General features: G+C 73.9%; 23 protein-coding genes. 5 read left to right on the top strand and 18 right to left on the bottom strand.

The annotated features are described in order from the left end of the window. Positions 1-34: 34 nt before the first annotated feature. On the bottom strand, positions 35-1,090 hold the full coding sequence (locus AR3_RS23260; RefSeq protein WP_067916797.1) for a glycosyltransferase family 4 protein: 1,056 nt from the start codon (positions 1,088-1,090) through the stop codon (positions 35-37). Positions 1,091-1,437: 347 nt separating this feature from the next. Between AR3_RS23260 and AR3_RS23255 the strand changes: the two genes are divergently transcribed. Next, complete coding sequence (locus tag AR3_RS23255) at positions 1,438-2,910, top strand: FGGY-family carbohydrate kinase (protein WP_227023152.1); 1,473 nt, start codon at positions 1,438-1,440, stop codon at positions 2,908-2,910. Positions 2,911-2,957: 47 nt separating this feature from the next. Here the strand turns inward: AR3_RS23255 and AR3_RS23250 are convergent, their stop codons facing one another. The 8 genes from AR3_RS23250 to AR3_RS23215 all read right to left on the bottom strand — a co-directional run bounded on the left by AR3_RS23250 (position 2,958) and on the right by AR3_RS23215 (position 10,453). Beyond that, positions 2,958-3,431 (bottom strand): hypothetical protein, encoded by a 474-nt coding sequence (locus AR3_RS23250; protein WP_067916793.1) that lies wholly within the window; start codon positions 3,429-3,431, stop codon positions 2,958-2,960. A gap of 70 nt (positions 3,432-3,501) precedes the next feature. Continuing rightward, positions 3,502-3,804 (bottom strand): hypothetical protein, encoded by a 303-nt coding sequence (locus tag AR3_RS23245; protein WP_067916791.1) that lies wholly within the window; start codon positions 3,802-3,804, stop codon positions 3,502-3,504. A gap of 216 nt (positions 3,805-4,020) precedes the next feature. Beyond that, the gene (gene iolD, locus AR3_RS23240; protein WP_067916789.1) at positions 4,021-5,892 is read right to left on the bottom strand and encodes a 3D-(3,5/4)-trihydroxycyclohexane-1,2-dione acylhydrolase (decyclizing); all 1,872 of its coding nucleotides are present in this window, start codon (positions 5,890-5,892) and stop codon (positions 4,021-4,023) included. Then, entirely contained in the window at positions 5,889-6,728 is an 840-nt protein-coding gene (gene iolB, locus AR3_RS23235; RefSeq protein WP_067916787.1) for a 5-deoxy-glucuronate isomerase, read from the bottom strand. The genes iolD and iolB overlap by 4 nt, the downstream gene beginning before the upstream one ends. After that, a complete protein-coding gene (locus AR3_RS30800) occupies positions 6,725-7,615 on the bottom strand; it encodes a Cgl0159 family (beta/alpha)8-fold protein (protein ID WP_067916785.1) in 891 nt (296 codons plus the stop codon). Before AR3_RS30800 ends, iolB begins: the two co-directional genes overlap by 4 nt. Next, positions 7,612-8,580, bottom strand: a complete 969-nt coding sequence (gene iolC, locus AR3_RS23225) for a 5-dehydro-2-deoxygluconokinase (protein ID WP_067916784.1) — start codon at positions 8,578-8,580, stop codon at positions 7,612-7,614. The genes AR3_RS30800 and iolC overlap by 4 nt, the downstream gene beginning before the upstream one ends. Further along, the gene (locus AR3_RS23220; protein WP_067916783.1) at positions 8,577-9,449 is read right to left on the bottom strand and encodes a TIM barrel protein; all 873 of its coding nucleotides are present in this window, start codon (positions 9,447-9,449) and stop codon (positions 8,577-8,579) included. The genes iolC and AR3_RS23220 overlap by 4 nt, the downstream gene beginning before the upstream one ends. Continuing rightward, the gene (locus tag AR3_RS23215) at positions 9,446-10,453 is read right to left on the bottom strand and encodes a Gfo/Idh/MocA family protein (RefSeq protein ID WP_067916781.1); all 1,008 of its coding nucleotides are present in this window, start codon (positions 10,451-10,453) and stop codon (positions 9,446-9,448) included. Before AR3_RS23215 ends, AR3_RS23220 begins: the two co-directional genes overlap by 4 nt. A gap of 233 nt (positions 10,454-10,686) precedes the next feature. Between AR3_RS23215 and AR3_RS23210 the strand changes: the two genes are divergently transcribed. Next, positions 10,687-11,403: a GntR family transcriptional regulator gene (locus AR3_RS23210; protein WP_083951804.1), complete on the top strand. Its 717-nt coding sequence runs from the start codon at positions 10,687-10,689 to the stop codon at positions 11,401-11,403. A 64-nt stretch (positions 11,404-11,467) separates the two neighbouring features. On the opposite strand, the gene AR3_RS23205 is transcribed toward AR3_RS23210, so the two are convergent. The 8 genes from AR3_RS23205 to AR3_RS23170 form a co-directional block, all read right to left on the bottom strand. Next, positions 11,468-14,185, bottom strand: coding sequence for a sugar-binding protein (locus AR3_RS23205; RefSeq protein ID WP_217998710.1), 2,718 nt, complete (start codon positions 14,183-14,185; stop codon positions 11,468-11,470). Positions 14,186-14,229: 44 nt separating this feature from the next. Beyond that, on the bottom strand, positions 14,230-15,021 hold the full coding sequence (locus tag AR3_RS23200) for a carbohydrate ABC transporter permease (RefSeq protein WP_067916777.1): 792 nt from the start codon (positions 15,019-15,021) through the stop codon (positions 14,230-14,232). Beyond that, entirely contained in the window at positions 15,018-16,004 is a 987-nt protein-coding gene (locus tag AR3_RS23195; RefSeq protein ID WP_106258664.1) for a carbohydrate ABC transporter permease, read from the bottom strand. Before AR3_RS23195 ends, AR3_RS23200 begins: the two co-directional genes overlap by 4 nt. A gap of 55 nt (positions 16,005-16,059) precedes the next feature. Then, positions 16,060-17,460, bottom strand: a complete 1,401-nt coding sequence (locus AR3_RS23190) for an extracellular solute-binding protein (RefSeq protein WP_227023151.1) — start codon at positions 17,458-17,460, stop codon at positions 16,060-16,062. Between the two features lie 3 nt (positions 17,461-17,463). Continuing rightward, the gene (locus AR3_RS23185) at positions 17,464-18,756 is read right to left on the bottom strand and encodes a family 4 glycosyl hydrolase (RefSeq protein WP_067916775.1); all 1,293 of its coding nucleotides are present in this window, start codon (positions 18,754-18,756) and stop codon (positions 17,464-17,466) included. Further along, positions 18,753-20,018 carry a carbohydrate kinase family protein gene (locus AR3_RS23180; RefSeq protein ID WP_083951803.1) on the bottom strand — a complete coding sequence of 422 codons (1,266 nt, stop codon included), beginning with the start codon at positions 20,016-20,018 and terminating at the stop codon, positions 18,753-18,755. Before AR3_RS23180 ends, AR3_RS23185 begins: the two co-directional genes overlap by 4 nt. A 141-nt stretch (positions 20,019-20,159) precedes the next feature. Beyond that, on the bottom strand, positions 20,160-20,375 hold the full coding sequence (locus tag AR3_RS23175; protein ID WP_067916773.1) for a hypothetical protein: 216 nt from the start codon (positions 20,373-20,375) through the stop codon (positions 20,160-20,162). 99 nt (positions 20,376-20,474) lie between these two features. After that, entirely contained in the window at positions 20,475-21,200 is a 726-nt protein-coding gene (locus AR3_RS23170; RefSeq protein WP_067916771.1) for a FadR/GntR family transcriptional regulator, read from the bottom strand. A 135-nt stretch (positions 21,201-21,335) separates the two neighbouring features. Here AR3_RS23170 and AR3_RS23165 point away from each other — a divergent pair, with 135 nt between their 5' ends. The 3 genes from AR3_RS23165 to AR3_RS23155 all read left to right on the top strand — a co-directional run bounded on the left by AR3_RS23165 (position 21,336) and on the right by AR3_RS23155 (position 24,789). Further along, positions 21,336-21,863 (top strand): gluconokinase, encoded by a 528-nt coding sequence (locus AR3_RS23165; RefSeq protein ID WP_067916769.1) that lies wholly within the window; start codon positions 21,336-21,338, stop codon positions 21,861-21,863. 90 nt (positions 21,864-21,953) lie between these two features. Then, the gene (locus AR3_RS23160; protein WP_067916768.1) at positions 21,954-23,363 is read left to right on the top strand and encodes a GntP family permease; all 1,410 of its coding nucleotides are present in this window, start codon (positions 21,954-21,956) and stop codon (positions 23,361-23,363) included. Positions 23,364-24,021: 658 nt separating this feature from the next. Further along, complete coding sequence (locus AR3_RS23155; RefSeq protein ID WP_067916766.1) at positions 24,022-24,789, top strand: peptidoglycan recognition protein family protein; 768 nt, start codon at positions 24,022-24,024, stop codon at positions 24,787-24,789. A gap of 31 nt (positions 24,790-24,820) precedes the next feature. Here AR3_RS23155 and AR3_RS23150 read toward each other — a convergent pair. After that, on the bottom strand, positions 24,821-26,498 hold a 1,678-nt coding region (locus AR3_RS23150; RefSeq protein ID WP_245637921.1), incomplete at its 5' end, for an ATP-binding protein.

The following is a 26,498-nucleotide window of genomic DNA, read 5'->3' as shown; positions in this document are numbered from 1 at the left end:
CGGGCGGACGGGTCCTGGCGCGAAGGCGTGTCGGTCATGAGATCTCCCGCAGTGTGGCGAAGAAGGTGCGCGCGGTCTCCTCCCAGGTGGGGAAGGCGGCGGCGCGTTCGCGGGCGGCGGCGCCGAGCCGGGCGCGCAGGTCCGCGTCGTCGATCAGCGCGCGCAGCGCGGCGGCGAGCGCGGGGACGTCGCCGACCTCCGCGTACCGGCCCTCCCGGTCCTGCCTCGCCAGGTGGGGGAGATTGCCCGCCCGCCAGCCGACGACAGGCAGGCCCGCCGCCATCGCTTCTCCGTACACCGTTCCATAGGGCTCGCGGGTGCTGGGAAGCACGAACACGTCGCAGTCCCGGTAGAGGCGGGCGACCTGGCCGCCGGTCAGGCGGCCGTGGCGGACCACCCGTCCGGCCAGGTCGGGGCGGTCGAGGCGGCGCAGGACGGCGGCGCGGTAGGCCGGGTCGGCGTCCTCGTCCCCGGCCAGGTGGAGCCGTGCGGCCCCCTCGGGCAGGAGGGCGACGGCGTCGAGGAGGTCGAGGATGCCCTTGCGGGGCAGCCAGTTGGCGACGCAGAGCAGCGCGGCGCGGGCGCCGCCGCGCATGTCGGCGGGCGGGCCGTCGGGGGCGGCCACGTCCCGGCCGGGCGGCACCACGACCGCGTCGGCGAACCCCTGCCGGGCCAGCTCCTCGGCGAGGTGGTCGCTGGCGACCATGAGCCGGGCGACCCGCCGGTAGACGGAGCGGTCGAGGACGGCCTGCACGGCGGTGCGCAGGCGGCCGTGGTCGATGCCGCCGGGCGGCTGGTGCAGCACGGCGGCGACGGGGACGTCCGGCCATGCGCGGGAGGCGGCGAGGAAGGCGGCGGCGATGCTGTCCAGGAGCACCACGTCGGGGTCCTGCTCGCGCACCGTCCGCCACACGTCGCGCGCGTCGAGGGCGGCCAGCGGGAAGGGCCGCTCGGGGAAGGAGGCGAAGACGAGCCGGGCGCCGTTGCGGGGGGCGAGTTCGGCCATCCGCCGGTGATAGCGGTACCCGCCGGTCAGCGTGTCGGGGTCCCCCAGCGTGATCAGGGAGACCGACACGCTCTTCTTCGCCACCGACCCGACTCCCTCCATGACGGCCCTGCTATGCGAACGTAACGCAGGCGGGAGCGCCCGGGTTCACCGCGCCCGGTCCGGCGGCGGGCGGTCGCGTCGGGTCGGGTGGACGGGCGACGGCATATGTAACACGTCGTCATGTGTTCTTAACACCTCCGCCGCGCTGACCCGCCGAGCCCTCCTCTGGCGGATCGCCGACGCCCAGAGCCGACCGGACGAGGCTGGACATCTCATCGACGAAGACGTCAGACCGGAACGCCGTGGACGTTCATCGCCGCTCTTGTAGGTGTCAACAATAGACTGTTATAAGTTCACATCGGACACCGATAATTTGGGGAGGGCGCGCGGTGGGAGACCCTCGGCGAGACCCCGTGGAGCGGCCGGTCTGGCTGGGGGTGGACCTCGGCACGCAGAGCGTGCGGGTGCTGGCCGCCGACGCCTCCGGGAGGGTGGTGCGCCGCGCCTCGGCGCCGCTCACCGGACGGCGCGAGGCCGAGCGGCACGAGCAGGACCCCGCCGCGTGGTGGGCGGCCGTGCGCGACGCCTCGCGGAGGGCGCTGCGCGACGTGCCGCCGGGGCTGGTCCGGGGCGTCGCGGTGTGCAGCACCTCCGGCACCGTGCTGCTCGCCGACGACGACGGCCGCCCTGTGACGCCCGGCCTGATGTACGACGACGGCCGGGCCCGCGCCGAGGCCGCCGAGGCGCAGGAGGCCGGGGCCGCGCTGTGGGCGCGGCTCGGCCGGCGCATCCAGCCGTCGTGGGCGCTGCCCAAGGCGCTGCGGCTGACGCGCGGGCGTCCCGGCGCGCGCCTGCTGCACCAGGCCGACTTCATCAACGAGCGGCTGGTCGGCGACCGGGTCGCCACCGACTCCAGCCACGCCCTGAAGACCGGCTACGACCCGCTCGGCGAACGCTGGCCGGGCGAGGTGTTCGACGCCCTGGGGCTGGACGCCGCGCTGCTGCCCGAGGTGGTCCGGCCGGGCGCCGTGCTCGGCGCGGTGTCGCCGTCGGCGGCGGAGGAGACCGGCATCCCGGCCGGGACGCCCGTCGTGGCGGGCATGACCGACGGCTGCGCGGCCCAGATCGGCTCGGGCGCGCTGCGCGCCGGCCGGTGGAACTCGGTGCTGGGCACGACGCTGGTGCTCAAGGGCGTCACCCCGACCCTGGTGCGCGACCCGCTCGGCGTCCTCTACAGCCACCGCTCCCCCGACGGGACGTGGCTGCCGGGAGGGGCCTCCAGCGTGGGCGCGGGCGCGCTGCCCGCCGACGGCCTGGCCGACCTGGACCGGCGCGCCGCCCGCTGGGAGCCGTCCGGCGCCGTGGCGTACCCGCTGGTCTCCCGGGGAGAGCGCTTCCCGTTCGCGGCGCCGGACGCCGTGCCGTTCATGCTCGGCACGCCCGCCGACGACGCCGACCGCCACGCCGCGCTGCTGCAGGGCGTGGCGTTCGTCGAACGGCTCGCGCTGGCGTACGTGCGCAGGCTCGGCGCGCCCGTCGACGGGCCGCTGACGTTCACCGGCGGCGCCGTCCGCAGCGGCTACTGGACCCAGCTGCGCGCCGACGTGCTGGGCCGTCCCGCCCGCGTGCCCGAGCACGCCGACGCCGCGCTGGGCATGGCGATCCTGGCCGCCTACGGCACGACCGGCGCCGGCTCCCTCGCCGACGTCGCCGAGTCGATGGTGCGGATCCGCACCGTCGTCGAGCCCCGGCCCGGCGCCCGCGACCGGTTCACCGAGTCCTACCACCGGCTGCTGGACGAGCTGGAGCGCCGCGGCTGGCTGCCCGCCGACGTCGCCTGCGACGCCCGCGAGGACCGCTGACCGCGCCCCCGGGCCGGGAGGCGACGCGTCTCGCCGCGCGGTCCCGGTCAGGCGTCGTCGCGGCGGGTGTCGCGGGCGTCGCGCAGCGCCATGTCGATCGCGGCCGCCGCGGTGCCCAGGTGCTTGAGGACGATCTCCCGGTCCTCGTCGAACTCCACGCTCAGCGCCAGCGCGCCGAGCCGCTGCGCCAGCCGGGTGATCAACGCGGCGATCTCGGCGGCCGACTCGGGCAGCACGCTGGGCACGGCCCCCGCCACCAGCTCGCCGCGCAGCGCCAGGCGCTCCATCGTCTCCTGGTGGTCGGCCGCCATCTGCCGGGCCCGCCACAGCGGCTGCAGGAACGCCGAGCCGCTGCCGCAGACGCAGGTCCAGCCGAAGATCTCCGCGTCGGGGTCGCGCAGGTCGCCCGGTTCCACGTCGCGCAGCCCGGGCACGTCGGACGGCCCGCCGGACGGCGGGTCGGCGCGGACGACCAGGCGGACCCGGTGCGCGCCGGGGGCCTCACCGTGGGGGGCTGTCATGCCCCCGATCCTGCCCCTTTACCGGCGGGTAGACGCCGCGATCCGCCGATCCCGCGCGCCCGGCCCGGGGTCAGCCCCCGACGGGCGCCCCGCCGACGGGCTCGGCCTCCCGGAGCCGCTCGCGGCCCGGCTCCATCGCCTCGTGCGGACGCGGCCGTCCCCACTGCTCCTCCATGCGCATGGCGCACCCCAGCGCGAAGAAGGTCGGGGCCCACTGCCCGATGTAGATGCCCCACCGGTCGGCCCGGTCGATGCCCGCCGGTTCGAGGTTGCGGGACAGCATCCACGACGCCACCGACATGCCGATGGACACGAACCCCATCGTGTACATGACGTTGGACGACAGCCCCATCTTGCACAGCATGCCCACCATGTGCCCCTCCTGGGTGTGAATTGGTGCCGTCCTGCACCGTTTCCCCGGCATCCGGCACTATGGCCATGCCCATGCCAAAAGTGATGTGGGACTTCTCAAGAAGCCTGCATCGGCCAAACGTCTCGGCATGCGGTCGCCCCCGCCACGTCACGCGGCGGGGGCGAGGACGGTCCGATGGTCCTGGACGGCGGCGTGATCGGCGCCGCCCGGCGTTTCCTACGTTCCCAGGTAGTGCCGCTGGGCCTGCTGTTCCTTCTCGTAACGGGCGCGGGCCTGGCGGGTCGCCTCCAGTCCCGACACCTCGGCCACCGGCACGTCCCACCACGCCTCGCTGTCGGGCGCGGGCACCAGAGGGTCGGTCTCGATGTGCACCACCGTGGTGTGCGACGCGGCCTTGGCCTGTTCCAGCGCGTCCCGCAGCTCGTCGATGGTGGTGGCGCGGATGACGTGGGCGCCCAGGCTGGCGGCGTTGGCGGCCAGGTCCACCGGAAGGAGGCCGCCGTCGAGGTGTCCGCTGTCGTCGCGGTAGCGGTAGCGGGTGCCGAACCGCTGCGCGCCCACCTGCTCCGACAGCCCGCCGATCGAGGCGAACCCGTGGTTCTGCACGATCACGACGATGAGCTTGACGCCTTCGGCCACGGCGGTGACGAGCTCCTGGGCCATCATCAGGTACGAGCCGTCGCCCACCAGCACGAACACCTCGCGGTCCGGCGCGGCCATCTTCACGCCCAGACCGCCGGCCACCTCGTAGCCCATGCAGGAGTAGCCGTACTCGACGTGGTAGGTCCGCGGACCGGCGGGCCGCCACAGCTTGTGCAGCTCGCCGGGCATGGACCCGGCCGCGCACACCACCACGTCGCGCGGTCCGGCCGCCGCGTTGACCGCCCCGATCACCTCCGACTGCGCCGGGAGCGGCCCGTGCCCCAGGCCGTAGGCGCGGTCGACCGTCGCGTTCCACGACGCGGTCAGCTCCGCGATCTCGGCCTGGTAGGAGTCGGCCACCCGGTGGTCCTCCAGTTCGCGGCGCAGGGCCGCGAGCCCTTCGCGGGCGTCGGCGACGAGCATCTCCCCGGACAGCTTGGCCGCGTCGAACCCGGTGATGTTCAGGTTGACGAACCGCACGCCCGGATCGGCGAACAGGCTGTGCGACGCCGTGGTGAAGTCGCTGTAGCGCGTGCCGATCCCCAGGACCACGTCGGCGCGGCGCGCCAGCGCGTTCGCCGCCGTCGTGCCGGTCGCGCCGACCGCGCCGACCGCGCACGGGTGCCCCCATGGCAGCGCGCCCTTGCCCGCCTGGGTCTCGGCCACCGGAATGCCCGTCGCCTCGGCGAACGCGGCCAGCTCGGCGCAGGCGTCGGAGTAGATCACCCCGCCGCCCGCGACGATCAGCGGCCGCCGCGCGCCGCGCAGCGCGTCCACCGCCCGCCGCAGCGCGGCCGGCTCCGGCACCGGGCGCGGCACGTGCCAGGTGCGCTCGGCGAACAGCTCGTCCGGCCAGTCGTGCGCCTCGGCCTGCACGTCCTGGGGCAGCGCCAGGGTCACCGCCCCGGTCGCCGCCGGATCGGTCAGCACCCGCATCGCCGCCAGCAGCGCCGACGGCAGCTGCTCGGGCCGGTTGATCCGGTCCCAGAACACCGACACGGGCTTGAGGCAGTCGTTGACCGACACGTCGTACGACCGCGGGTCCTCCAGCTCCTGCAGGACTGGGTTGGCGCGGCGGGTGGCGAAGATGTCGCCGGGCAGCAGCAGGACGGGCAGACGGTTGATGGTGGCCAGGGCCGCGCCGGTCACCATGTTGGTCGCGCCGGGGCCGATCGAGGTGGTGCAGGCCAGCACCCGCAGCCGGTCGTGCATGCGCGCGTACCCGACGGCGGTGTGCACCATCGCCTGCTCGTTGCGCGCCTGGTAGTAGCGGAAGTCCGCGCCGTACTCGTCGGCGTACTCGGCGAGCGCCTGCCCGATCCCGGCGACGTTGCCGTGCCCGAAGATGCCGAAGCACCCCCCGAACAGGCGCTGCCGCACGCCGTCGCGTTCGACGCGCTGCGCCGCCAGGAACCGCACCACCGCCTGGCCGACCGTCAGCCTCATGATCGTTCCTCCGTCGAGGTCAGTGGGAGCCGCGGGTCGAGCGGCTGCCCGGGCCAGGTGTCGCGGACCCAGGCGTGCGCGGGGTCGTCGCAGATCCGCCACGCGCGCTCGGGCCCCGGCCCCGCCATGACGTTCAGGTAGTAGAGGTCGTACCCGGGGACGGCCATCGACGGGCCGTGCCAGCCGTGCGGGATCAGCACCACGTCCCCGGTGCGGACCTCCTCCAGCACGTCGATCGGCCGCTCCGGCGTGCCGTAGACGCGCTGGTAGCCCATGCCGGGCCCGGCGGGCCCGTCGGCGACCTCGAAGTAGTAGATCTCCTCCAGGACGCTCTCGCCGGGCCGGTCCTCGTCGTGCTTGTGCGGCGGGTAGGACGACCAGTTGCCGCCGGGCGTCAGCACCTCGCAGGCGATGAGCCGGTCGGCCTCGAACGCCTCGGGCGTGCAGAAGTTGTTGACCTGCCGGCTGGCCTGCCCGGCGCCGCGCAGTTCGACGGGCACGCCCTCGGCGGGGCCGTAGCGCGGCGTCAGCCGCGCCTCGCAGCGCGCCGACGGCAGCGCGAACCGCCCGCCGCCCGCGGAGCGGATCGTCACCTCGGCGTCGCGGGGCGCGTAGGCGAAGTCCGTGACGCGGGTGAAGACGCTCCGGCGGCCCTGCAGCTCGAAGACCGCGCCGTCGATCGTCACCGTGCAGGAGCCGGCGAGCGGCAGGACGAGCATCTCCTCCTCGCCGGTGCGCAGCGCGTGCTCGCCGCCCGGCGGCAGGGCGACGACGCGCAGGCCCGAATAGGTCCAGCCCGCCTTCTCCGGCGTGATCTCGGTCAGGTAGGGACTCACAGCAGCCTCACCGCGGCGTCGACGGCTCCGGCGACGTCGTCGTCGGAGGGGTACAGCAGGGCGCGGCCGACGACCAGTCCGCGCACGGTCGGCAGCGCCAGGGCCTTCTGCCAGGCGGACAGGGCCTCGCCGGGGTCGGCGGGCACCTCGCCGCCGAGCAGCACGGCGGGCAGCGTGGACGCCGCCATCACCTGCTCCATCCGGTCCACCACCGGCACCTTCAGCCAGGTGTACGCGGACGTGGCGCCCAGGCCGGAGGCGATCGCGACCGCCTTGCTCATGGCCTCGGTGGTCAGGACGTTGGTCAGCCTGCCGCCCGCCTCGCGCCGGGACACGAACGGCTCGACCATGGCCATGAGCCGGTGCCCGGCCAACGCGGACACCGCGCGGGCGCAGCCCTCGAGGGTGCGCGCGGTGGCCGGGTCGCCGTAGTCGACCCGCAGCAGCATCTTGCCGCCGTCGAGCCCGGCGGCGGCGATCGCGTCGGCGTCGTAGGCGGTGAACCGGTCGTCGGCTTCGAAGGCGGCGCCCGCGAGGCCGCCCCGGTTCATCGACCCGAGGACGACCTTGTCGTCCAGGACGCCGAGCAGCAGCAGGTCCTCGATGACGTCGGGGGTGCCGAGCACGCCGTCCACGCCGGGCCGCGACAGCGCGACGCAGATGCGTTCGAGCAGGTCGCGGCGGTCGGCCATGGCGAGCGGGTCGCCGCGGGCGGCCAGCGCGCCGCGCGCCGGATGGTCGGCGGCGACGATCATCAGCCGGCCGGTCGGGCCGGGCACGGCGGCGCGCCGCACCCGCCGCGCGGCGGCCTGCGCGACCGCCTCCGGCCGGGTGGCGCGGATCTCGACCAGCTCGGCGTAGCGTTCCGCGAAGGTGCCGGCGCTCACGGCGCGCCCTCGCCGGACGTCGTCGGTGTCATGGCGTCCTCTCTCAACAGCCGCTCCACCTCGTCGGTGGCGGGCATGGCGTCGGCGCAGGCGATGCGGGACGCCACCAGCGCCCCCGCCGCCGAGGCGAACCGGATCATGCGCTCCAGGTCCCAGCCGGACAGCAGCCCGTGGCACAGCGCCCCGCCGAAGGCGTCGCCGGCGCCGAGCCCGTTGACGACCTCGACCTCGATCGGCGGCACCCGCACCGTCTCGTCGCGCGTGGCCGCCAGCACGCCGTGCGGCCCCAGCTTGACGACGGCGACGCGGACGCCGCGGTCGAGCAGGGCGCGGGCGGCGGCGAGCGGCTCGTCCTCCCCGACGGCGACCCGGCACTCCTCCAGGTTGCCGACGGCGACGGCGACGTGCCGCAGGGCCTCGCCGATCTCGCGGCGGGCGTCGTCGGCCGACGACCAGAACATCGGCCGGTAGTCGAGGTCCAGGATGGTGGTGCCGGGGTGCGCGGCGAGCGCGGTGAGCGTCGCCTCGCGGCTGGGCTCGTCGGACAGCCCGGTGGCGGTGGCCCAGAACAGGGTGGCGGCGCGGATGGCGTCCAGGTCCAGCTCGCCGGGCTCGATCTGCATGTCGGGCGCCTTGGGCCGCCGGTAGAAGTACAGCGGGAAGTCGTCGGGCGGGAAGATCTCGCAGAACGCCAGCGGCGTGGGCAGGTCCGGCACGGCCGTGACGAAGCGGTCGTCCACGCCGTATCCGCGCAGCGCCCGGTGGACGAACCGGCCGAACGGGTCGTCGCCGGTGCGGGTGATGACGGCGGTGCGGCGGCCGTGGCGGGCCGCGGCGACGGCGACGTTCGTGGGGCTGCCGCCGAGGTACTTGCCGAACGTCTCGACGTCCTCGAGCGGGACGCCGACCTGCAGCGGGTAGACGTCCACGCTGACGCGGCCCATGGTGATCAGGTCGTGGGTCATGACGCGCCGCCTCGCAGGTAGGAGATGCTCGCGGCGACGTCGTCGCGCGGCCCGGCTCCGGGCGGCGGCTCGGCGGCGAGCACGGTGTCCTGCTCCAGGACGTACCAGCCCTGGTAGCCGGACGACTCCAGCGCGCCGACGATGCCGCGCACGTCGACGTCGCCGCGTCCCAACGGCCGGTATATGCCCTGGCGGACCGCCTCGGTGTAGGCGAGTCGCCCGTCCCGCACCTGCTCGGCCAGCCGCGCGTCGACGTCCTTGAGGTGGACGTGGGCGACGCGGTCGGCGGCCGCGCGGGCCAGGGCGAGGGGGTCCACGCCGCCGATGAGCAGGTGCCCGGTGTCCAGGCAGAGCGGCACGTCGGTGCCGTCGAGCACGCGGTCCACCTCGTCGCCGCGTTCGACGACGGTGCCGACGTGCGGGTGCAGGACGGCGCGGTGGCCGCGGTCGGCGGCGTGCGCGGCGGCCCGGCGCAGGTTGTCCAGCAGCGTCCGCCAGGCGCCGGCGTCGAGGTCGGGGCGCCGGTCGTAGCCGTCCAGCCCGGTGGCCGCGGCGAGCACGACGACGGCGCCGGGCCCGCCGAAGCCGTCGAGCGCGCGGGACAGGTCCGGCAGCGGGTCGCGCGCGGCGTCGTGCAGGACGAGCGGCACGAACCCGCCGACCGGCCGCAGCCCGTACGACGCCAGCAGGCGGGCGCGTTCGGCGGGGTCGGCGGGCAGGAAGCCGTCGGGGCCGAACTCGGCGGCGGCCAGCCCGAGGTCGCGCATCTCCGCCAGGACGCGGTCGGGCGCCATCTGGTGGCCCCAGTCCGGCACCTCGCACACGCCCCAGGAGATCGGGGCGCCCGCCACCCGCTCCGCGGCGATCATCGACGGACCTCCTCCATCGTCACGACGCGGTCCTCGCGCCGCGACAGCTCGCATGCCTCGGCCACGTAGAGCGCCTCCAGACTCTCCTCGGGTGGGCAGGGGTTGTCCATGCGCCCGGCCGCCACGTCGACGAAGGCGCCGAGCTCGCTCGCGTACGCCTCGGCGAACCGGTCGAGGAAGTGCGCGTGCGGCGGGCCGGCGGGGCGCAGCCCGGGCCCGCGCTCGTCGGCCGGGTTCAGCGGGGTGCGGTCGTCCAGTCCGGCGACCACGCTGCCGGCCGATCCGAACACCTCCAGCCGCACGTCGTAGCCGGCCGCGTTGTAGCGGGTCGCCGACACCAGGGCCAGGGTGCCGTCGTCGAGGGTGAGCAGCGCGGCGGCCGTGTCGACGTCGCCGGCCTCGGCGAAGAAGTCGGCGCCCCGGTTGGAGCCGGTGGCGCACACGCGCGTCACCTCGCGTCCGGTGACGAAGCGGATGGCGTCGAAGTCGTGCACCGAGCAGTCGCGGAACAGGCCGCCCGAGCCGCGGATGTAGGCGGCGGGCGGCGGCGCCGGGTCCAGCGTGCACGAGCGGAGGGTGTGCACCCAGCCGAGCCGCCCCGACCGCACCGCCTCGCGCGCCGCGACGTGCCCGGCGTCGAAGCGCCGCTGGAACCCGACCTGCACCGGCACGTCCGACCCCCGGACGGCGTCCATCAGCCGCAGCGTGCCGTCGATGTCGGGGGCGAGGGGCTTTTCGCAGAACACCGGCAGCCCGGCCTTCACGGCGCGGACGACGAGCTCGGCGTGCGCGCTGGTGACCGCGGCGACGACCAGGGCGTCCAGCCCCGACGCGAACAGCGCGTCCACCGAGGGGGCCGCCTCCGCCCCGACCTTCGCGGCCACCTCCCGCGCCCGCGCCGCGTCGGCGTCGGCCACCACCACCGAGTCGACGGACGCCAGGCTGCTCAGCGTCTCGGCGTGCCCGGCCCCGATGCGTCCCGCTCCGGCCAGCCCGACCCTCATTCCGACCTCCCGATGTCCGGCCGCGCGCGAACGCGGCCCCCGAGGCGCCCCCGGGCCGCGCGCCGTGCGGGGGCGGCGCGCCCCGGACGTGATCAAGCCTCATGGAACGATCCATATACTGTCAAGAGAATGTCCTGACATTAAGACTCCCTGACTTATTCGTAACACGGTCCGACTATCCTCGTGCCGTCCTCACCTAGGGAGCCCCGACTGTGCACAGAGCTTCTGTCTCCGTGGACCGGACCAGCCCGGTCCCGCTCTACTTCCAGCTCGCCCAGCAGCTGGAGGAGGCGATCCGCAGCGGCGCCCTCCCCCCGGGCACGCGCCTGGAGAACGAGATGGAGCTGGCGGCGCGCTGCCGGCTGTCGCGGCCCACGGTGCGCCAGGCCATCCAGCACTTGGTGGACAAGGGCCTGCTGGTGCGGCGGCGCGGGGTCGGCACGCAGGTCGTGCAGCCGCAGGTGCAGCGTCCCATCGAGCTGTCCAGCCTGTACGACGACCTGGCGGCGGCGGGCGAGCGGCCGTCCACGCGCGTGCTGGAGTTCGGCCCGGTGCCCGCGAGTCCGCAGGTCGCCAAGCAGCTGGGCGTCCCGGTCGACGCCGAGGTCGTGCTGCTGCGACGGCTGCGGCTCACCGGCGACGCCCCGCTCGCCCTGATGACCAACCACCTGCCGCTGGACGTGCTCGACGTCACCGCCGACCACCTGGAGCGGCACAGCCTCTACGAGACGCTGCGCGCGGCCGGGGTCAACCTGCGCATCGCCCACCAGACGATCGGCGCCCGCGCCGCCACGGCCGCCGAGGGCCGCCTGCTCGACGAGCCCCGCGGGGCGCCGCTGCTGACCATGACCCGCGTCGCCTACGACGACACCGGCCGCGCGGTCGAGTACGGCAGCCACGTCTACCGGGCCAAGCGCTACTCCTTCTCGCACACCCTCGTCGGCAAGTGACCGCCCCGGCGCCCGGACCGCGGACGGCGGTCCGGGCGGGCCCGGACGCCGGCGACGGGGGCGGTCAGCGGCCGGTGAGCGGGGCGACGCCGCTGGCGGTTCCCCCCGCCGCGGACGCGAAGGCGACGGCCAGGTAGCCCGTCGTGCCGGGGACGGTCACGGCGACGGTGCCGGCGCGGGTGATGGTGATCCTCTTGGTGCCGAGGACCCTGCCGTCCCAGACGTGCGCGTACGCGGTGCCGGGGCCGGTGGCGCGCAGGCGGAACGCGGTGGCGCCGTGCGCGACGACCGGCCTGCCGACGATGCGGGCCGTGGCGCCGCGCGGGGCGGCCGGTCCCCCGGCCAGCGGAACGCCCGTCTCGGCGGCCTGCCTGATCGACTGCGGCGAGTTCACCGACGCGGCCGCGTCCGTCGGCATGACGGGCGGCTTCGGCGTGGTCGGCATGCCGGACGGCGGCGTGTGCCCGGGCAGCGCGACCAGGCCCCAGCGGTACGGGTCGCCCTGCACACCGCCCCAGGTGGACCAGCCGATCCGGGTCTGCCCCGTCTTGTCCTCGGTGTCGGAGTCGTAGACGAAGATGTTCAGGCCCATGCGCCGCGGGTCGACGGCGGCGGGCAGGGCCGTGAAGGGGATCTTCGCCTCGACGGTGTAGCCGTCGTAGGGCCGCGCGACCGCGGCCGCGACCCGCATGCCGGGCGCGGTCTCGGCGCCCGGCCCCTGGTGCTGGTCGGCGTCGCGCTGGAAGCACGGCTCGCCGTCGCCCGTCACCGGGAAGATGCCGGTCTTGAACGTGCTGGAGGTGTTCTCCGAGTCGCCGCGGGGGTCGATGGCGATCTCGACCGAGTCGGTGCGCCAGTGCCGCTTGCAGTCGTCGGCGCCGAGGACGGCGCCCTGCCGGTCGTCGCGCACCGTGATCAGGAAGTAGAGCGCCTCGTCGGTCCAGGCGACCTTGCCGGTGGCCGAGCAGTCGGCGGGCGCCTCGCACGCCGTGCCCTCCCACAGGCGCGACAGGTCGAGCGCGGGGCCGGGGTATTCGCCCGGACCCTCCGCGCCGTCGAGCGCGGGCGCCGCGGCGGCCTTGGGCAGCTCGGCGACCGGCACCAGCTCCAGCGCGGCCTTCTGGACGTCGGGCGCGCCCGTCGTGCTCGTGGTGGTGATGGTGTAGTCGTAGTCGCCGTTCACGCCGCCCTGGTTGGAGGTGGGCAGGGACGTGTCGGTGTTGCGAACGGTGAAGGCGACCGATCCGGTCTGCCCGGCCTCGAGCCGGTAGGGCTTGGACGCGGCGTCAGCGGCGAACCCCTCGGGCAGGTCGAGCGTCACCGTGCCCGACTGCGCCGCGTCGGAGGCGTTGGACAGGTCGACCCGGACCGTGCGCGACTGCCCCGACCCGAGCGTCAGCACGCGCTTGACCCGCCCGGTGAGCTGGGGAACGCCGCTGCGCGTCGCCCAGGCGTCGAAGTCCCGCACGCGCGGGAGCGGCTCCTGGACCCCGGTGACGGGGGCCCGCACCTCCACGGGCACCGCGTTCTGGCCGGAGCCGCGCGCGGTGGACAGCGTGGCCGACAGCCGCACCCGCCCGTAGGCCGCCGACGCGGGCGGCCGCACCGTGAACACGGCCGTGCGTCCGGAAGGGCCGACCGTGCCGAGGTCGCCGGACCCGGAGACGGTCCAACCGGCGGGCGCCTCGAGCCTCACCCTGGCTCCGCGGAGGGCCCTGGGCGCGGCGGCGCGCGCGGTGACCTTGAACTCCCCGCCGGGCGTGACGCCGAACGCGTCGGCGGTCAGCTGGAACGCCGTGCCCAGCGGCAGCCCGCCCTTGCCGGGCGTGACGGCGCCCTCCAGCATGCCGGCGGCGTCGCGGTCGTCCAGCGTGTACGGCACGCGGCTGTGGACCTGGGTGAAGTAGTCGCAGCCGATCTGGTTCGGGTCGGACGGCACGTCGGGGAACCCGCCCCAGCCCTGGCTGACGTACACCCGCTGGGCCTCGCGCTCCACCTGCGCCCACGTCTTGCCGCCGTTGCGGGGCGAGGCCCGTCCGCCCCACACCCCGTAGACGGTCGCCGCCTGTGTCGACGGGGTGAAGCGCGACGCGCACTCGGGCCCGGTCGGGCCGGACGCGCCGCCGGTGACGAACAGCCGTCCCGGCGCCCACGGCTTGAGGCCCTCGCGGGTGATCTGCTCGGGGAACGCGGCCGGGTCGGCGGCCCGGAAGTACGCCTCGGTGGCCAACCGCCCCGCCTCCTGGTGGTTGCCGTGCTGGCCGGGCACGGGCGCGGGCTCCATGGTGACGATCACCTTCGGCCGGGTCCGCCGCACCAGCCGCACGACCCGCTCCAGCGCCTCGTCGTGATCCCACACGTCGGCGGTGAGCGGGGCGCTGACGGTGTAGTAGAAGTCGACGTCGTCGAGGTAGTGGACGTCCGTCACCCCGGCCTTGCCGACCGCGCGGCGCTCCTCGTCCTCGCGCAGCAGCCCCAGCGCCGGGCCCTCCTCGGTGCCCGCCGCGTTGCCGCCGCCCTCCCCGCGGGTCACGGTCAGCACGCCCACGCGGGCGCCGTTGAACTCGTTCCACTGCCCGTAGGTGGACAGGCCGCCCGCCTCGTCGTCGGGATGCGCGCCGACGAACAGGACGTCGAGCCGTCCCTTTTCAGAGGGGGCGGACCGGCCGGGCGCGTCGCCCCCGGCGCGCTCCGCCGCCGCGTGTGCGGGCGCCGGGGCGGCGGTGCCCGCGAGCGCGGCGGACAGGGCCACGGACAGAGCGGACAGGGCGAGTCTTCGCATGGAAGCCTCCTGTTCGTTCGTGCCGGGCGGCGCGGCCGCCGGCCCTACTCCTTGACGGCCCCCGAGAGCATTCCGGCGATGAAGTGGCGCTGCAGGAACACGTACAGCAGCACGACGGGCGCCGCGATGATCAGCGCGCCGGCCATCAGCGCCGCGTAGTCGGTCTTATGGGCGCCCTGGAAGAACGACAGGCCCAGCGGCGCGGTGCGCAGCCCCTCCTCGGAGTTGAGGATCACCAGCGGCAGCAGGAACTCGTTCCAGGTCCACATGGAGATCAGCAGGATCATGGTGAGGATTGCGGGGCGGCCCATCGGGACCAGGACCCGCCACAGGGTGGTCCAGCTGCCTGCGCCGTCCATCCGGGCCGCCTCCAGCAGGGACGGCGGGACGCTGCGGAAGTAGGCGCGCATCCAGAACGTCCCGAACGCCACCGACATCGCCACCTGCGGCAGGATCACCCCGGCGTAGGTGTTGTCGAGGTGCAGCGACCGCAGGTCGAAGTACAGCGGCACCACGATCGCCTCGGTGGGGATCGTCAGCCCGGCCACGAACAGCAGCGCCAGGGCGTCCGCGCCGCGGAAGCGCATGGTGCCGAGCGCGAACCCCGCCATGATGGACAGCACCGTGGCGGCCGCCGCCGTCACCACGGTGACGATCACGCTGTTGCGCAGGTAGACGGCGAAACGGCCGTCCCGCCAGGCGGTGGCGAAGGCGGACAGGTCCAGGTCGGGCAGCTGCAGCGCCCGCACCACCACCCCGACCATCGGGAAGACGGCGATCACCGCGAACAGCGTGAGGACCGCGTAGTTGACCACCTGCTCCCTGCGCGCGATCATGCCCTGCCCTCCGCGCGGTCCGGGCGCCCCTCGACCGCCCGCCGGATCCCCGCCGTGATCGCGAACGCCAGCGCCGCGATGGTGATCCCGACCGCGCAGCCGAGCCCGACCTCCCCGGTGTTGAACGTGCGGTTGTACACCTCGTAGGCGGGGACCTTGGTGGCGTCGCCGGGGCCGCCGCCGGTCGCCATGTAGATGAGGTCGAAGTTGCGCAGCGCCAGGATCGAGGTGAGGGTCAGCGCCACCGCCAGCTCCCGGCGCAGGCCCGGCAGCGTCACCGTCCAGAACTCGCGCACCGGCCCGGCGCCGTCGATGCGCGCCGCCTCGTACAGCTCGCGGGGGATCTTCTGCACCCCCGCCAGCAGCAGCACCATCGCCAGCCCGATGTTGACCCACGTGCCGATCAGCCCGACCGCGGGCAGCGCGAAGGTGAAGTCGCCGAGCCAGCCGCGCGACCAGTCCGGCAGGCCGAGGGAGTGCAGGGCGCGCAGCAGCCCGTTGACGGGGCCGTCGGCCGAGTACATCCACTGCCAGGCCACCGCGACCGCCACCATCGCCACCACCTGCGGCAGGAACAGCGCGGTGCGGAAGAACGCAAGGCCCCTGACCCGCGCCCGCGACATCGCGCCGACCAGCACGAACGCCACGCCGCACGGCAGCACCGCGTAGAAGACGATCAGCACGGCCAGGTGGCCGAACGACCCGCGCAGCACCGGGTCCGACAGCATCTCGCCGTAATTGGACAGGCCTGCCCAGGTCGCCGGGCCCAGGCCGTCCCACTCGTACAGCGAGAACTGCGCCCCGCGGACCAGCGGCCACAGCAGGAACGCGCCGTAGACCAGCAGCGCCGGGAGGACGTAGAGCCAGCCGATCCGGCGGGGTTCGCCGGGTGAGCCGGCGCCGCGGGGGGCGCCGGACCGCCGGGCGGCGGGCCGGTCCGCGCGCCGGGCGCGTCGGCTCTCGGGCCGCGCGACGATCGTCATGGACGGCTCCCTCGGGTCCGGGGTCGAGGGGCGCGCCGGGGCGCGCCCCGCCCGTTCACTTCTTCTTCTGGAAGGCGGCGTAGTCGTCCTGGGCCTTCCGCATCGCCTGCTGCGCGGTCGTCTTGCCGGTGATGAGCTCCTGCAGGGGCCCGCCGAAGGCGTCGGCGAACGTGGGCGTGGCGTAGTCGAGGTAAGGGGTGACGCCGTCGGTCCTGCTGAGGGTGTTCCAGGCGGCGAGGATGTCATTCATCAACGCGCCTCGCGGCTTCTTGGTCGGCGGCGCCAGCGCGGGCAGGTTCCCGGTCTCCACCGCCACGTCCATCGCCTCCGGCGAGGTGATGAAGTCGATGTAGGCGGCGGCCACGTCCGGGTGCTTGGACTTGGCGGTGATCGCCCACGGCAGGCTCTCCCCGCCCATGGTGGCCGAGGCGCCGCCCGCCTGCGCCGGCGGCGGCAGCATGAAGCCGACCTTGTCCCCCATCTTGTCCATCAGGTCCGACGCCCACCAGGTGCCGCCGAACATGAACACGCCGTCGCCCTTGGCGAAGTTGGCGGGGGTGTCGTCCCACTTGATGGCGTTGGCGTCCTTGGTGAAGTAGCCGCGCCGCGCCCATTCGGCGAGCTTCTGCGCCGCCTGCACGTTCGGGCCGTCGCTCCACGAGCCGCCCTTGCCGAACACCAGGTCCCGCACGGCCTGCTTGGACGCGTACTGGTCCTGGATCACCCCGTACAGCTGCATCGCGGGCAGCTTCTCCTGGTTGCCGAACGCGATGGGGATCTCGCCCTTGCTCTTGGCGGTGGCGAGCGCCTGCTCGAACTCGCCCCATGTCTTGGGCGGCTGGAGGCCCAGCTTCGCCAGCTTGTCCTTGTTGTAGTACAGCCCGACGATCTCGCCGTTGAGGGAGACGCCGTACAGGCTGCCGGAGCCGATGAGCTTGCCGTCGGAGGTGACGCTGTTGAGGTCCGTCAGGCCCTTGGGGTAGCGCTTGCGCCACCCGTACACCTGGTCGTAGGCGTCCAGCGGCAGCAGCATGCCGGCCTTGACGAACTGCGCCATCGCCGCGTAGCCCTGGTTGGCCTCCACGACGTCGGGCGGGTTGTCGCCGGACAGCGCCAGCCGCAGCGTGTTCTGCAGGTCGGTGAACGACCGGGACACCCGGTTGATCTTGACGTTGGGGTACTTGGCCTGGAACTGGGCGTTCAGCTTCTCGATCTGCTTGCGCTGCCCGCCCTGCACCTCCTGGTCCCAGACGGTCAGCGTCACGCTGCCAGCCTTGGCGACGTCGGTCTCGACCGCGTCGGGGGCCTTGGTCGGGGGCCGCTCGGCGTCCGAGCCGGGGGCGCAGGCGGCGCCGAGGGCGGCGACCGCCACGGCCGCCAGCACCGTCCGCCGTCCCACCCGCCGGACGCCGGACCCGTGGACGGTGCCTCCGCTCGCGGTGGATCTCATCGGCATCTGCTACCGCTCCTTCGTGAACTGGGGGAGGTCGGCGCGGTGCGCGGCCAGGCCCTCGTCGAGGATCTGCTCCGCGACGCGCAGGCCGGGGACGAACGGGTGGGCGAGCAGCGCCCGCAGCGCCGTGCGCCGGTCGCCGGTGACGGCGGCGTCGGCGGCCAGGCGCTCGTACTCGTGCACGGCCTGGGTGAGGCCGCGGACCTGGCGCGGCAGCTCCCCCATCACCAGCGGCACCGGGCCCTGGCGGCCCACCAGCGCCGGGACCTCGACGATCGCGTCCGGCTCCAGCGAGGCGATCGCGCCGCGGTTGCGGGTGTTGACGATGAACCGGCGCTGCTCGTCGCGGGCGATCGCGCAGATCACGTCCACGGCGAACTCGCCGTGCTCGCCGCCGCCGCGTTCGCGGCTGGGATCCGGGTCGGGCTTGTCGGCCTCGGCCGCCACCTGCGCGTAGTAGCGGGGCAGCATCGCCATGATGTCCTCGGCGCGCGTGGTGCCCTTCTCGCGCAGTTCCGCGACCACCTCGTCATGGAAGAAGTAGTACTTCGAGTAGGAGTTGACGAGGAGGCCGAGGGCCTTGCCGAGTTCGGCCATGCGGACCGGGTCGCGGTGCGGGGTGGCGTCGCCGCGCGGCTCCACGGCCGCCAGCAGCGGGGCGATGTCGACGGGTTCGCCGTTCAGCCGGACGCGCTCGGCCCAGGTGCCGTGGTTGGTGCCGATCCAGTCGATCTCCAGCCCGTCGGCGGGCAGCCCGAGCAGGTCCGCCCAGGTCTCGGTGTCGCCCACCCACTGGTCGCACAGACCGATGATCTTCGCGTCGGTGTGGCGCTCGACCGCGTCGGTGACCACGTTGGTGGGGTTGGTGTAGTTGACGATCCACGCGTCCGGGGCGACGTCGGCGAGCACGTCGGCGATCTCGAGCAGGACCGGGACGGACCGGCAGGCCATGAAGAACCCGCCCGGGCCGACCGTCTCCTGCCCGACCACGCCGTGTTTCAGCGGGATCGACTCGTCCAGGTGGCGGGCGCGCAGCCCGCCCGGCCGGAACGTGGTGAACACGAACTGCGCCCCGTCCAGCGCGGCCCGCAGGTCGGTGTGCGCGCTGACGGTGAAGTCGGCGCCGCGGGCGGCGAACATGTTGCGGGCCAGCCGGGTCATGACGTCCAGGTGCTCGGCGTCCACGTCGTGGAAGCGCAGCTCCGTCCCGGCCAGGTCGCCGGCGCGGTGCAGCAGCCCCCGGATGACGCCGGGCATGTAGCCGCTGCCGGCGCCGATCACCGCGATGCGCGTGGTCATCGTTGCTCCGCCTCTCTCATGACGGCCACCGGGGCGTCGTCCGCACGGAGGGACCGCAGGGTCGGTTCGGCGCGGACGGCGGTGTCGGCGGCCGACTCGGGGATGAAGGGGATGACGAAGGCGTAGTCCGCCAGGACCTCCTCGGGGACCTCGCCGGACTCCCCGAACGCCGCGATCTCGCCCCAGCAGGGCGACCCCAGCGATCCGCTGCGGTGCCGCACCGACAGCCCGGCGCACAGGTTGGCGAACTTCAGCCGCTCCTCCAGCGGCAGGCCCGCCAGCGTGCCGAAGACGAATCCGGCGGCGAACACGTCGCCCGCGCCGGTGGCGTCCAGCGCCTCCACCGGCAGCGCGCGGCTCTCGGCGCACTCCCCGGTCGCCGCGTCGATCGCCAGGGCGCCGTCGCCGCCGCGCTTGACGACCACCAGGGGCACCCGTTCGGCGAGCGCCCGGGCCGCCTCTTCGGGCGAGCGGGTGCGGGTGTAGGCCATCGCCTCCACGGCGTTGGGCAGGAACACGTCGACGTGCCGCAGCCGGTCGAGCACCTCGGTCGACCACGTCTCGGTGGAGTCCCAGCCCAGGTCGGCGAACACGCGGGCGCCGTCGCGGCGCATCGCCGCCACCCAGTCCGGCACCGGCCGGTCGATGTCGACGAAGCACGTCTTGGCCCGCGGCGGCACCGTGACCAGCTCCTCCGGCGAGACGGGCAGCGGCTTGGCGTAGGTGACCATGCTGCGGTCGGAGTCGTAGGCCAGCGACACCGTCACCGGGGACGGCCAGCCCGGGATCATGCGGGACCGGCGCAGGTCGACCCCCTCCTGCTCGGACAGGGTGCGCCACAGGTACGCCCCGAACATGTCGTCGCCGAACGGGGCCGCCAGACCGACGCGCAGGCCCAGGCGGCTCATGGCGACGGCGATGTTGGCGACGCCGCCGGGGGCCGAGCCGAGGCCGTCGGTGACCAGCTCGGTGCCGGGCGCCGGCAGGCCCGGCAGCCCCGTGAAGATCATGTCCATGAAGACCTGGCCGGTGAGGAAGACGTCCAGCCCGGGTTCGTCCTCCCCCCGCGGGAGCCGTTCGGCCGCCTGTTCGCGTTCGGCGCACGGATCGCGCAGGGACGGCTCGGGCGGGCGGCCGGGCGCGGGCGCCTCGACCCGCTCCGGCGGCAGGGCGCCGTCGTCGGGGGCCTCCCTCGACGGGGCGTCGGGCAGGGCGGCCTGCCGGGTGTCGTCGAACCGGGTCCCGCTGGCGGTCTGTGTCATCGTGCCCCCACGGCGAGGCGTCGCGTCGCACGTGATCGTAACCAGCGCTCCCGCCCGGATGGCACGGTCCACTACGCTTTGTGATCAGATCTTGTCCTGACGTGCTGGCGACCGGATGTCAGGACATGACTGCCGCGCCGGTCAGCGCCGCACCGGGACGCCGCCGGGGGTGCTCTCGTTCGGCACCAGGTACGCCACCGCCGCCTGCGACACCACCCCGATCAGGGCGATGAGGATCTCCTTGGTGACGTGCCCGGCCTGCACCCAGTTGATCAGTACCGCGGTGAGGGCCGTGATGAGCGCCGCCCACCACTTGCGGGTCGGCAGCAGGGACTTGCGGCCGGTCGTGTCGCTCATGTCGCGCCTCCGGGGGGATGCGGCCACCGCCGGTTCACGGAACCGTCGCGTCCATCGTCCCTCGCCGGCCGCCGCTTCCGAAGTCCGCTCGAGGCCCCGCTACGTCGCCTCGGGGGCTTCGTGCACGGTCTCGCCGAGCATGGCCCGGGTCGCCTCCTCGACGATGTCGCGCATGGCGCGTTCGGCGGCCTCCGGCTCCCCGGCCTGCACCGCCTGCGCCACCTCGGCGTGCCAGCGGATCGCCGCGGGCTCGGGGGTGGCGGGGAAGAGGTGGTGCTGGTGGCGGCCCGCCAGGACGGCGGCCACCACGTCGCCGAGCGCGCCCAGCATCTCGTTGCCGGACGCCTCCAGCAGCGTGCGGTGGAACAGGATGTCGGCCTCCAGGTAGGCGTCCAGGTCGCCGGACCTGGCGTGCACCGCCATCTGCATGACCGCCCCGGTCAGCGTGCCGCACTGGGCGGGCGTGGCGCGGCGCGCGGCCAGCGCGGCGGCCACCGGCTCCACGCCGAGGCGCAGCTCGCTCAGCGACCGCAGCTGCGCGTCGCGGTCCTCCCCCTCCAGCCGCCAGCCGATGATCCGGGGGTCGAACAGGTTCCAGGACGGGCGCGCCGCGACGGTGACGCCGACCCGGCGGCGGCTGCTGACCATGCCCATGGACTCCAGCACCCGGATCGCCTCGCGGACCACCGACCGGGACACCCCGAAGCGGGTCTCCAGCTCCTCGATCCGCAGCACCCGACCGGGGGCCAGCCGTCCCGAGGTGATCAGTATGCCCAGCTCGTCCAGGACGCTGCCGTGCAGTCCGGCCGGATCACTGCCCCCCATGACCACCAATCATCACACGTTTGACGAGGCACCGAGGAATCCAGGGTAAAAAATCAGACTTATATCCATCAGCTGTTGTTAAGAGATGATGACTCATGTCACACTCTGGCAAACGTCATCCGAAAGGTCGATGTCATGGACACAGCCCGCGGTCACGCCGCCCCGCTGCTCGTCGTCATGGGCGTGGCGGGGTCCGGCAAGACGACCTTCGGCGCCGCGCTCGCCCGGCGTCTGCGGGTGCCGTTCGCGGACGCCGACGACTTCCACCCGCCGGCCAACATCGCCAAGATGTCGGCGGGCGTCCCGCTCGACGACGCCGACCGGCTGCCCTGGCTGCGCGCGATCGGCGCGTGGCTCGCCGAGCACGCGGACGGCGGCGGCGTGGTCACCTGCTCGGCGCTGCGGCGGGCCTACCGCGACCTGCTGCGCGAGCAGGCTCCGGAGGCGACGTTCGTGCACCTGCACGGCGACCGCGAGGTGGTGCGGCGGCGGGTCGCCGAACGCACCGACCACTTCATGCCCGCCTCGCTCGTCGACTCGCAGTTCGACACGCTGGAGCCGCTCGGCCCGGACGAGCGCGGGCTGGTCCTCGACCTCGACGCCCCCGTGGACGCGCTCATCGACGCCTACCTGGAGGCGGCGCCCCCGCCGTCCACGCGATGACCGGCCTGCTCCCCCGTGTCACCGGCAGGCCTCTTCCCACCCCGACAGTTCCCTCCCCCGTCCGGAGGCGGAGTCTCCCCGGAGGTTGACATGACCCCCGACCTCGCGTCGCTCGCCTTGGCCCCGCCCGAGGAGCCCATCGCCGGAGGCGGCCGGCTCGTCCTGGCCGCGGTCGCCGGCATCGCCCTGATCGTCGTGCTCATCACCTGGCTGAAGGTGCACCCGTTCCTCAGCCTGACGCTCGGGTCGCTGCTGGTCGGCGCGACCGCCGGGCTGCCGATGGCCGACACGGTCAGCGGCTTCGGCGAGGGCTTCGGCAGCACCGCCGCGGGCGTCGGCGCGCTCATCGCGCTCGGCGCCATGTTCGGCAAGCTCCTCGCCGACAGCGGCGGCGCCGACCAGATCGTCGACACCATCGTCGGACGCGCCGGCCCGCGCGCGCTGCCGTGGGCGATGGGCCTGGTCGGCGCCCTGATCGGGCTGCCGATGTTCTTCGAGATCGGGCTCGTGCTGCTGATGCCGGTGATCTTCCTGGTGGCGCGCCGGTCCGGGCTGTCGCTGGTGCGGGTCGGCATCCCCGCGCTCGCCGGCCTGTCCGCGATGCACGGCCTGGTGCCCCCGCACCCCGGTCCGCTGGTCGCCATCGACGCTCTCAAGGCCGACCTGGGCGTCACGCTCGCCCTGGGCGTGCTGGTGGCCCTGCCGACGATCGCGGTGTCCGGGCCGCTGTTCGCCCGGTACGCCGCCCGCTGGGTGGACGTCCCGGCGCCCGCCCTCTACGAGACGGCGTCCGCCGGCGACGCGGCGGCGGAGGACGGCGGCGCGCCGCGGCGGCGCCCGTCGTTCGGCGTCACCCTGGTCACGGTGCTGCTGCCGGTCGTGCTGATGATGGGCAAGGCGCTGGCCGACATCTTCCTCGATGAGGGCGACCACGTCCGCACCGTCCTGGACAACCTCGGCACGCCCCTGGTGGCGCTGCTCATCGCGGTCGTCGTGGCGATGTTCACCTTCGGCCTCGGCGCCGGCATGAACCTGCGCGAGGTCTCCGGCGTGCTGGAGAAGTCGCTGCCGCCGATCGCGGGCATCCTGCTGATCGTCGCCGCCGGCGGCGGCTTCAAGCAGACCCTCATCGACACCGGAATCGGCAAACTGGTCGCCGACTGGGTCGCCGACAGCGGCATGTCCGTGCTGCTGCTGGCCTGGGTGGTCGCGGTGCTGATCCGGCTGGCCACCGGTTCGGCCACGGTCGCCACCGTCACCGCCGCCGGCATCATGGCCCCGCTGGTCACCACCCTGAACTCCGGCGAGACCTCGCTGCTGGTGCTGGCCATCGGCGCCGGCTCGGTGTTCTTCTCGCACGTCAACGACGCCGGGTTCTGGCTGGTGAAGGAGTACTTCGGGCTGAGCGTCGGACAGAACGTCAAGACCTGGTCGCTGATGGAGACGATCCTGTCGGTCACCGGCCTGGTGTTCGTCCTGCTCCTCGACCTGATCATCTAGCGGCACACGGGGTGCTCGGCGGCCCTGGGGGCGCGTCCGCCGAGCACCCCGTCCACCCCCGCATCCCGGAATGTCGCAACGGCCCCGCTGACGCTGACAACCGCGACAGCGCCCCCTGTGAACACTTTGTCCTTGGTCTCTTGCCGACCGCTGCCTCCCTGTGGGGGCCGCGACCGCCGCCCCGGCGGCGCAGCGGGCATGCGGCGGCGGCACGAAGGCTCGGCGCCGCCTGTCCACCGCGGCGGAGACGACTCGCTGACAGCGGGTCGCTCGAGCACACCCCCACTACGACGAGCGGACCGGAGCCCTCTCTCGCGATCCGTGACGTCGGTCCCCGCCGCGTTGTTTGGACCGGGCTCCTGGTCGCTTCTCAAATCGGCCTGGTACCGGAGCCGGACGAACGGTGAGCGCAAGCTTTACTGAGGCCCGAAGAGCGGCGGCACGGCAGTGGCAGGGTCACGCGCCGGTACAACGCATGGCGGCTGCGTACCGCTCGACGTATGCCCAAACTCCCTTTTTTTCGAATGCTCTTCCTGGTCACACGGTGCTCGAATAACTGGGGTCCCTCCAGCCTCTTCTGGCAGATCAGTTTCTGAGTTACCGTTCCCGCAGCAAGGTCATCTAGGACCGGCCGATCGACTCTCGAGGAGCCCCGGTCATGTCCGAAGCCATCCGCCTGAACCGCCGCGGCGTCCTCAAGGGCGCCGCCACGCTGACCGGCGGCGCGCTGCTCGGCGCCGCCCCCGTCCTGCCGTCGGCCGCGCTCGCGGCCCCCCGCGTCTACACGCGGGCCGAATGGAAGGCCCGCGCCCCGCGTCGTGCCGCGACGGTGCTGAACCGCGCGCCCGACCACATCGTCGTCCACCACACCGCCTCGGCGAACACCACCAACTATTCGCGCCAGGCCGCTTTCTCGCTGTCGCGGGCGATCCAGAAATACCACATGGACACCAACGGCTGGGATGACACCGGACAGCAACTCACCATCAGCCGCGGCGGTTATCTCATGGAAGGGCGCAATCGCAGCCTTGCTGCCATACAGGCGGGCAACCACGTCGTCGGCGCACACACGCTCAACCACAACGACCACACCATCGGCATCGAGAACGAGGGCACCTACATGACCGTGCAGCCCACGGCCGCCCTCTGGACACGGTTGGTGGAGACCTGCGCGTGGCTGTGCGACGTGTATGACCTGGACCCCTTCGACGCGATCGTGGGGCATCGCGATTACAACGCGACCGCCTGCCCGGGCGACGTGCTGTACGCGATGCTGCCGCGGCTGCGGAACGAGGTCGCCGGCGTTCTCAGCGCGGAGCGCAGGCGGCAACCGCCCATGGCGTTCAGGCGCAGCGGCCTGCCCGGCCCGCGGTTCCGTTTCGACCACGGGCCCGCGCTCGGTCCCGAGGACCCCAACCGCGGCTAGCCCGCCCGGCACAGCGCGTCGTGCCCTTCCTTCAGGGCGCAACGGGTGGCGGCCAGCAGGCCGCCGTGCTCGCCGTCCAGCCACCGTTGCCCTCGCGCGCCGTCAGTGAAGGCACCGGCGGACGGCAGGCGGCGCCGGCCGTGTCCAAGGCGACACTGGGACCGGACGAGCTGATCAGGGGGCGGACGGCATCAGCGGTGTTGAAGTACCAACCGAGCACACGGCGCACCGCGGCCGCACGGTCTTCGTCGCTCTCCTCCTCGCGGGCGCGCTCGGCGGCGTAGATGCGCAGCAGATCGTGGTAGCGGTAGCGGTCGCGGCCGCACTCCTCCAGCAGGTGCACGCGCACGAGCGCGGTCAGGAGCCGACGGGTGTCGTCCAAGGGTTCGTCGAGCAGCGCGGCGGCGGCGTGGACCTCGATCTCGGGCCCGGGATGCAGGGCCAGCAACCGGAACGCTCTGGCGGTCTCGGGCGCCAGCTTGGCATAGGACCAGGAGAACACGTCGCGCACCGAGGTGCGCTCGTCGTCGGCGTCCAGCAGGTCGAGGCGGCTGCGTTCGTCGGCCAGCTCGGATGCCACGTCCGCCAGCGACAGGAACGGCGGACGGGAGGCGGCGCGTTCGGCGGCGACGCGCAGCGCCAGCGGCAGGCAGGCGCATCTGTCGGCCAGCTCGACGGCGGCCTCGGGTTCGGCGTCGACCTGCTCGTCCCCCAGCACGCGCCGCAGCAGCGCCACCGCCTCGGCCGGGCTGGGCCGGTCCAGCCCGATCGGCTCCGCGTCGTCCAACGCGACCAGGCCCGACAGCCGGTTGCGGCTGGTCACCAACGTCATGCAGCCGGGCGCGCCGGGGAGGAGCGGACGCACCTGCCCGGCGTCGGCGGCGTTGTCCAGCACCACCAGCACGCGCCTCCCTTCCAGCAGGGAGCGGAGCTGCGCCGCCTGCTGCTCGAGGCCGGTGGGGATCGCGGCGGCGGGAACACCCATGGCCTGCAGCATCTGGGTCAGCGCGTGCCGCGGCGGCATGGGCGGCTCGGGGTCGGCGCCGCGCAGGTTGACGTACAACTGGCCGTCGGGGAACCGGTCGCGCATCTGGCGGCCCCAGTGCACGGCCAGCGCGGTCTTTCCCACGCCTGCCGTGCCCGTGATCACCGCGATGACCGCTCCGCGACCGCACTCGTCCAGCAGACGGGTCAGCGCACGCCGTTCGGCCGTCCGGCCGACGAAGTCGCGCACCGCGCCGGGCAGCTGGCACGGCGCGGCGGGGACGGGCTCCGGCGGTCGGGCCGCCACGACGCCGGCAGCCGTGCCGGGAGCGTCGAACACCCGCAGCCACGCCCGTGCGCGGGTCTCTTTGACGGCCACATCGATCGGGCGGAACCACTCGGGGCCGCTGGGCGGGCTGTGCCGGATGACCTCCTCATACATATAAGAGGACGCCACCACCGCCAGCGTGCCGGACGGTCTGTGCAACGCGGTCCGGGCCTGCTCGGCCTCCAACAGGCGGAAGGCGGTGTTGAGGGCGGGCCCGGTGACGCCGTGCGCGTCCTGGCGGATCTCTCCCGCGTGCACGGCGACGCGCAGCCGCACGCGAGTGCCCCAGGTGGCGTCGCGGTTGTGCTCGGCGAGAACGGCGGCCAGCTCCGCAGGGAACGGTGAAACCAGCAGTTCTTTGGGGACCTCCGCGCCGACCAGCAAGAGCACGCCGTCG

Origin of the sequence: Actinomadura rubrobrunea NBRC 15275 (genome assembly GCF_001552235.1) — a bacterium.
Lineage (GTDB): Bacteria > Actinomycetota > Actinomycetes > Streptosporangiales > Streptosporangiaceae > Spirillospora > Spirillospora viridilutea.
Note: the sequence above shows the minus strand (reverse complement) of the source record. Positions and strands in the feature narration are given on the sequence as shown.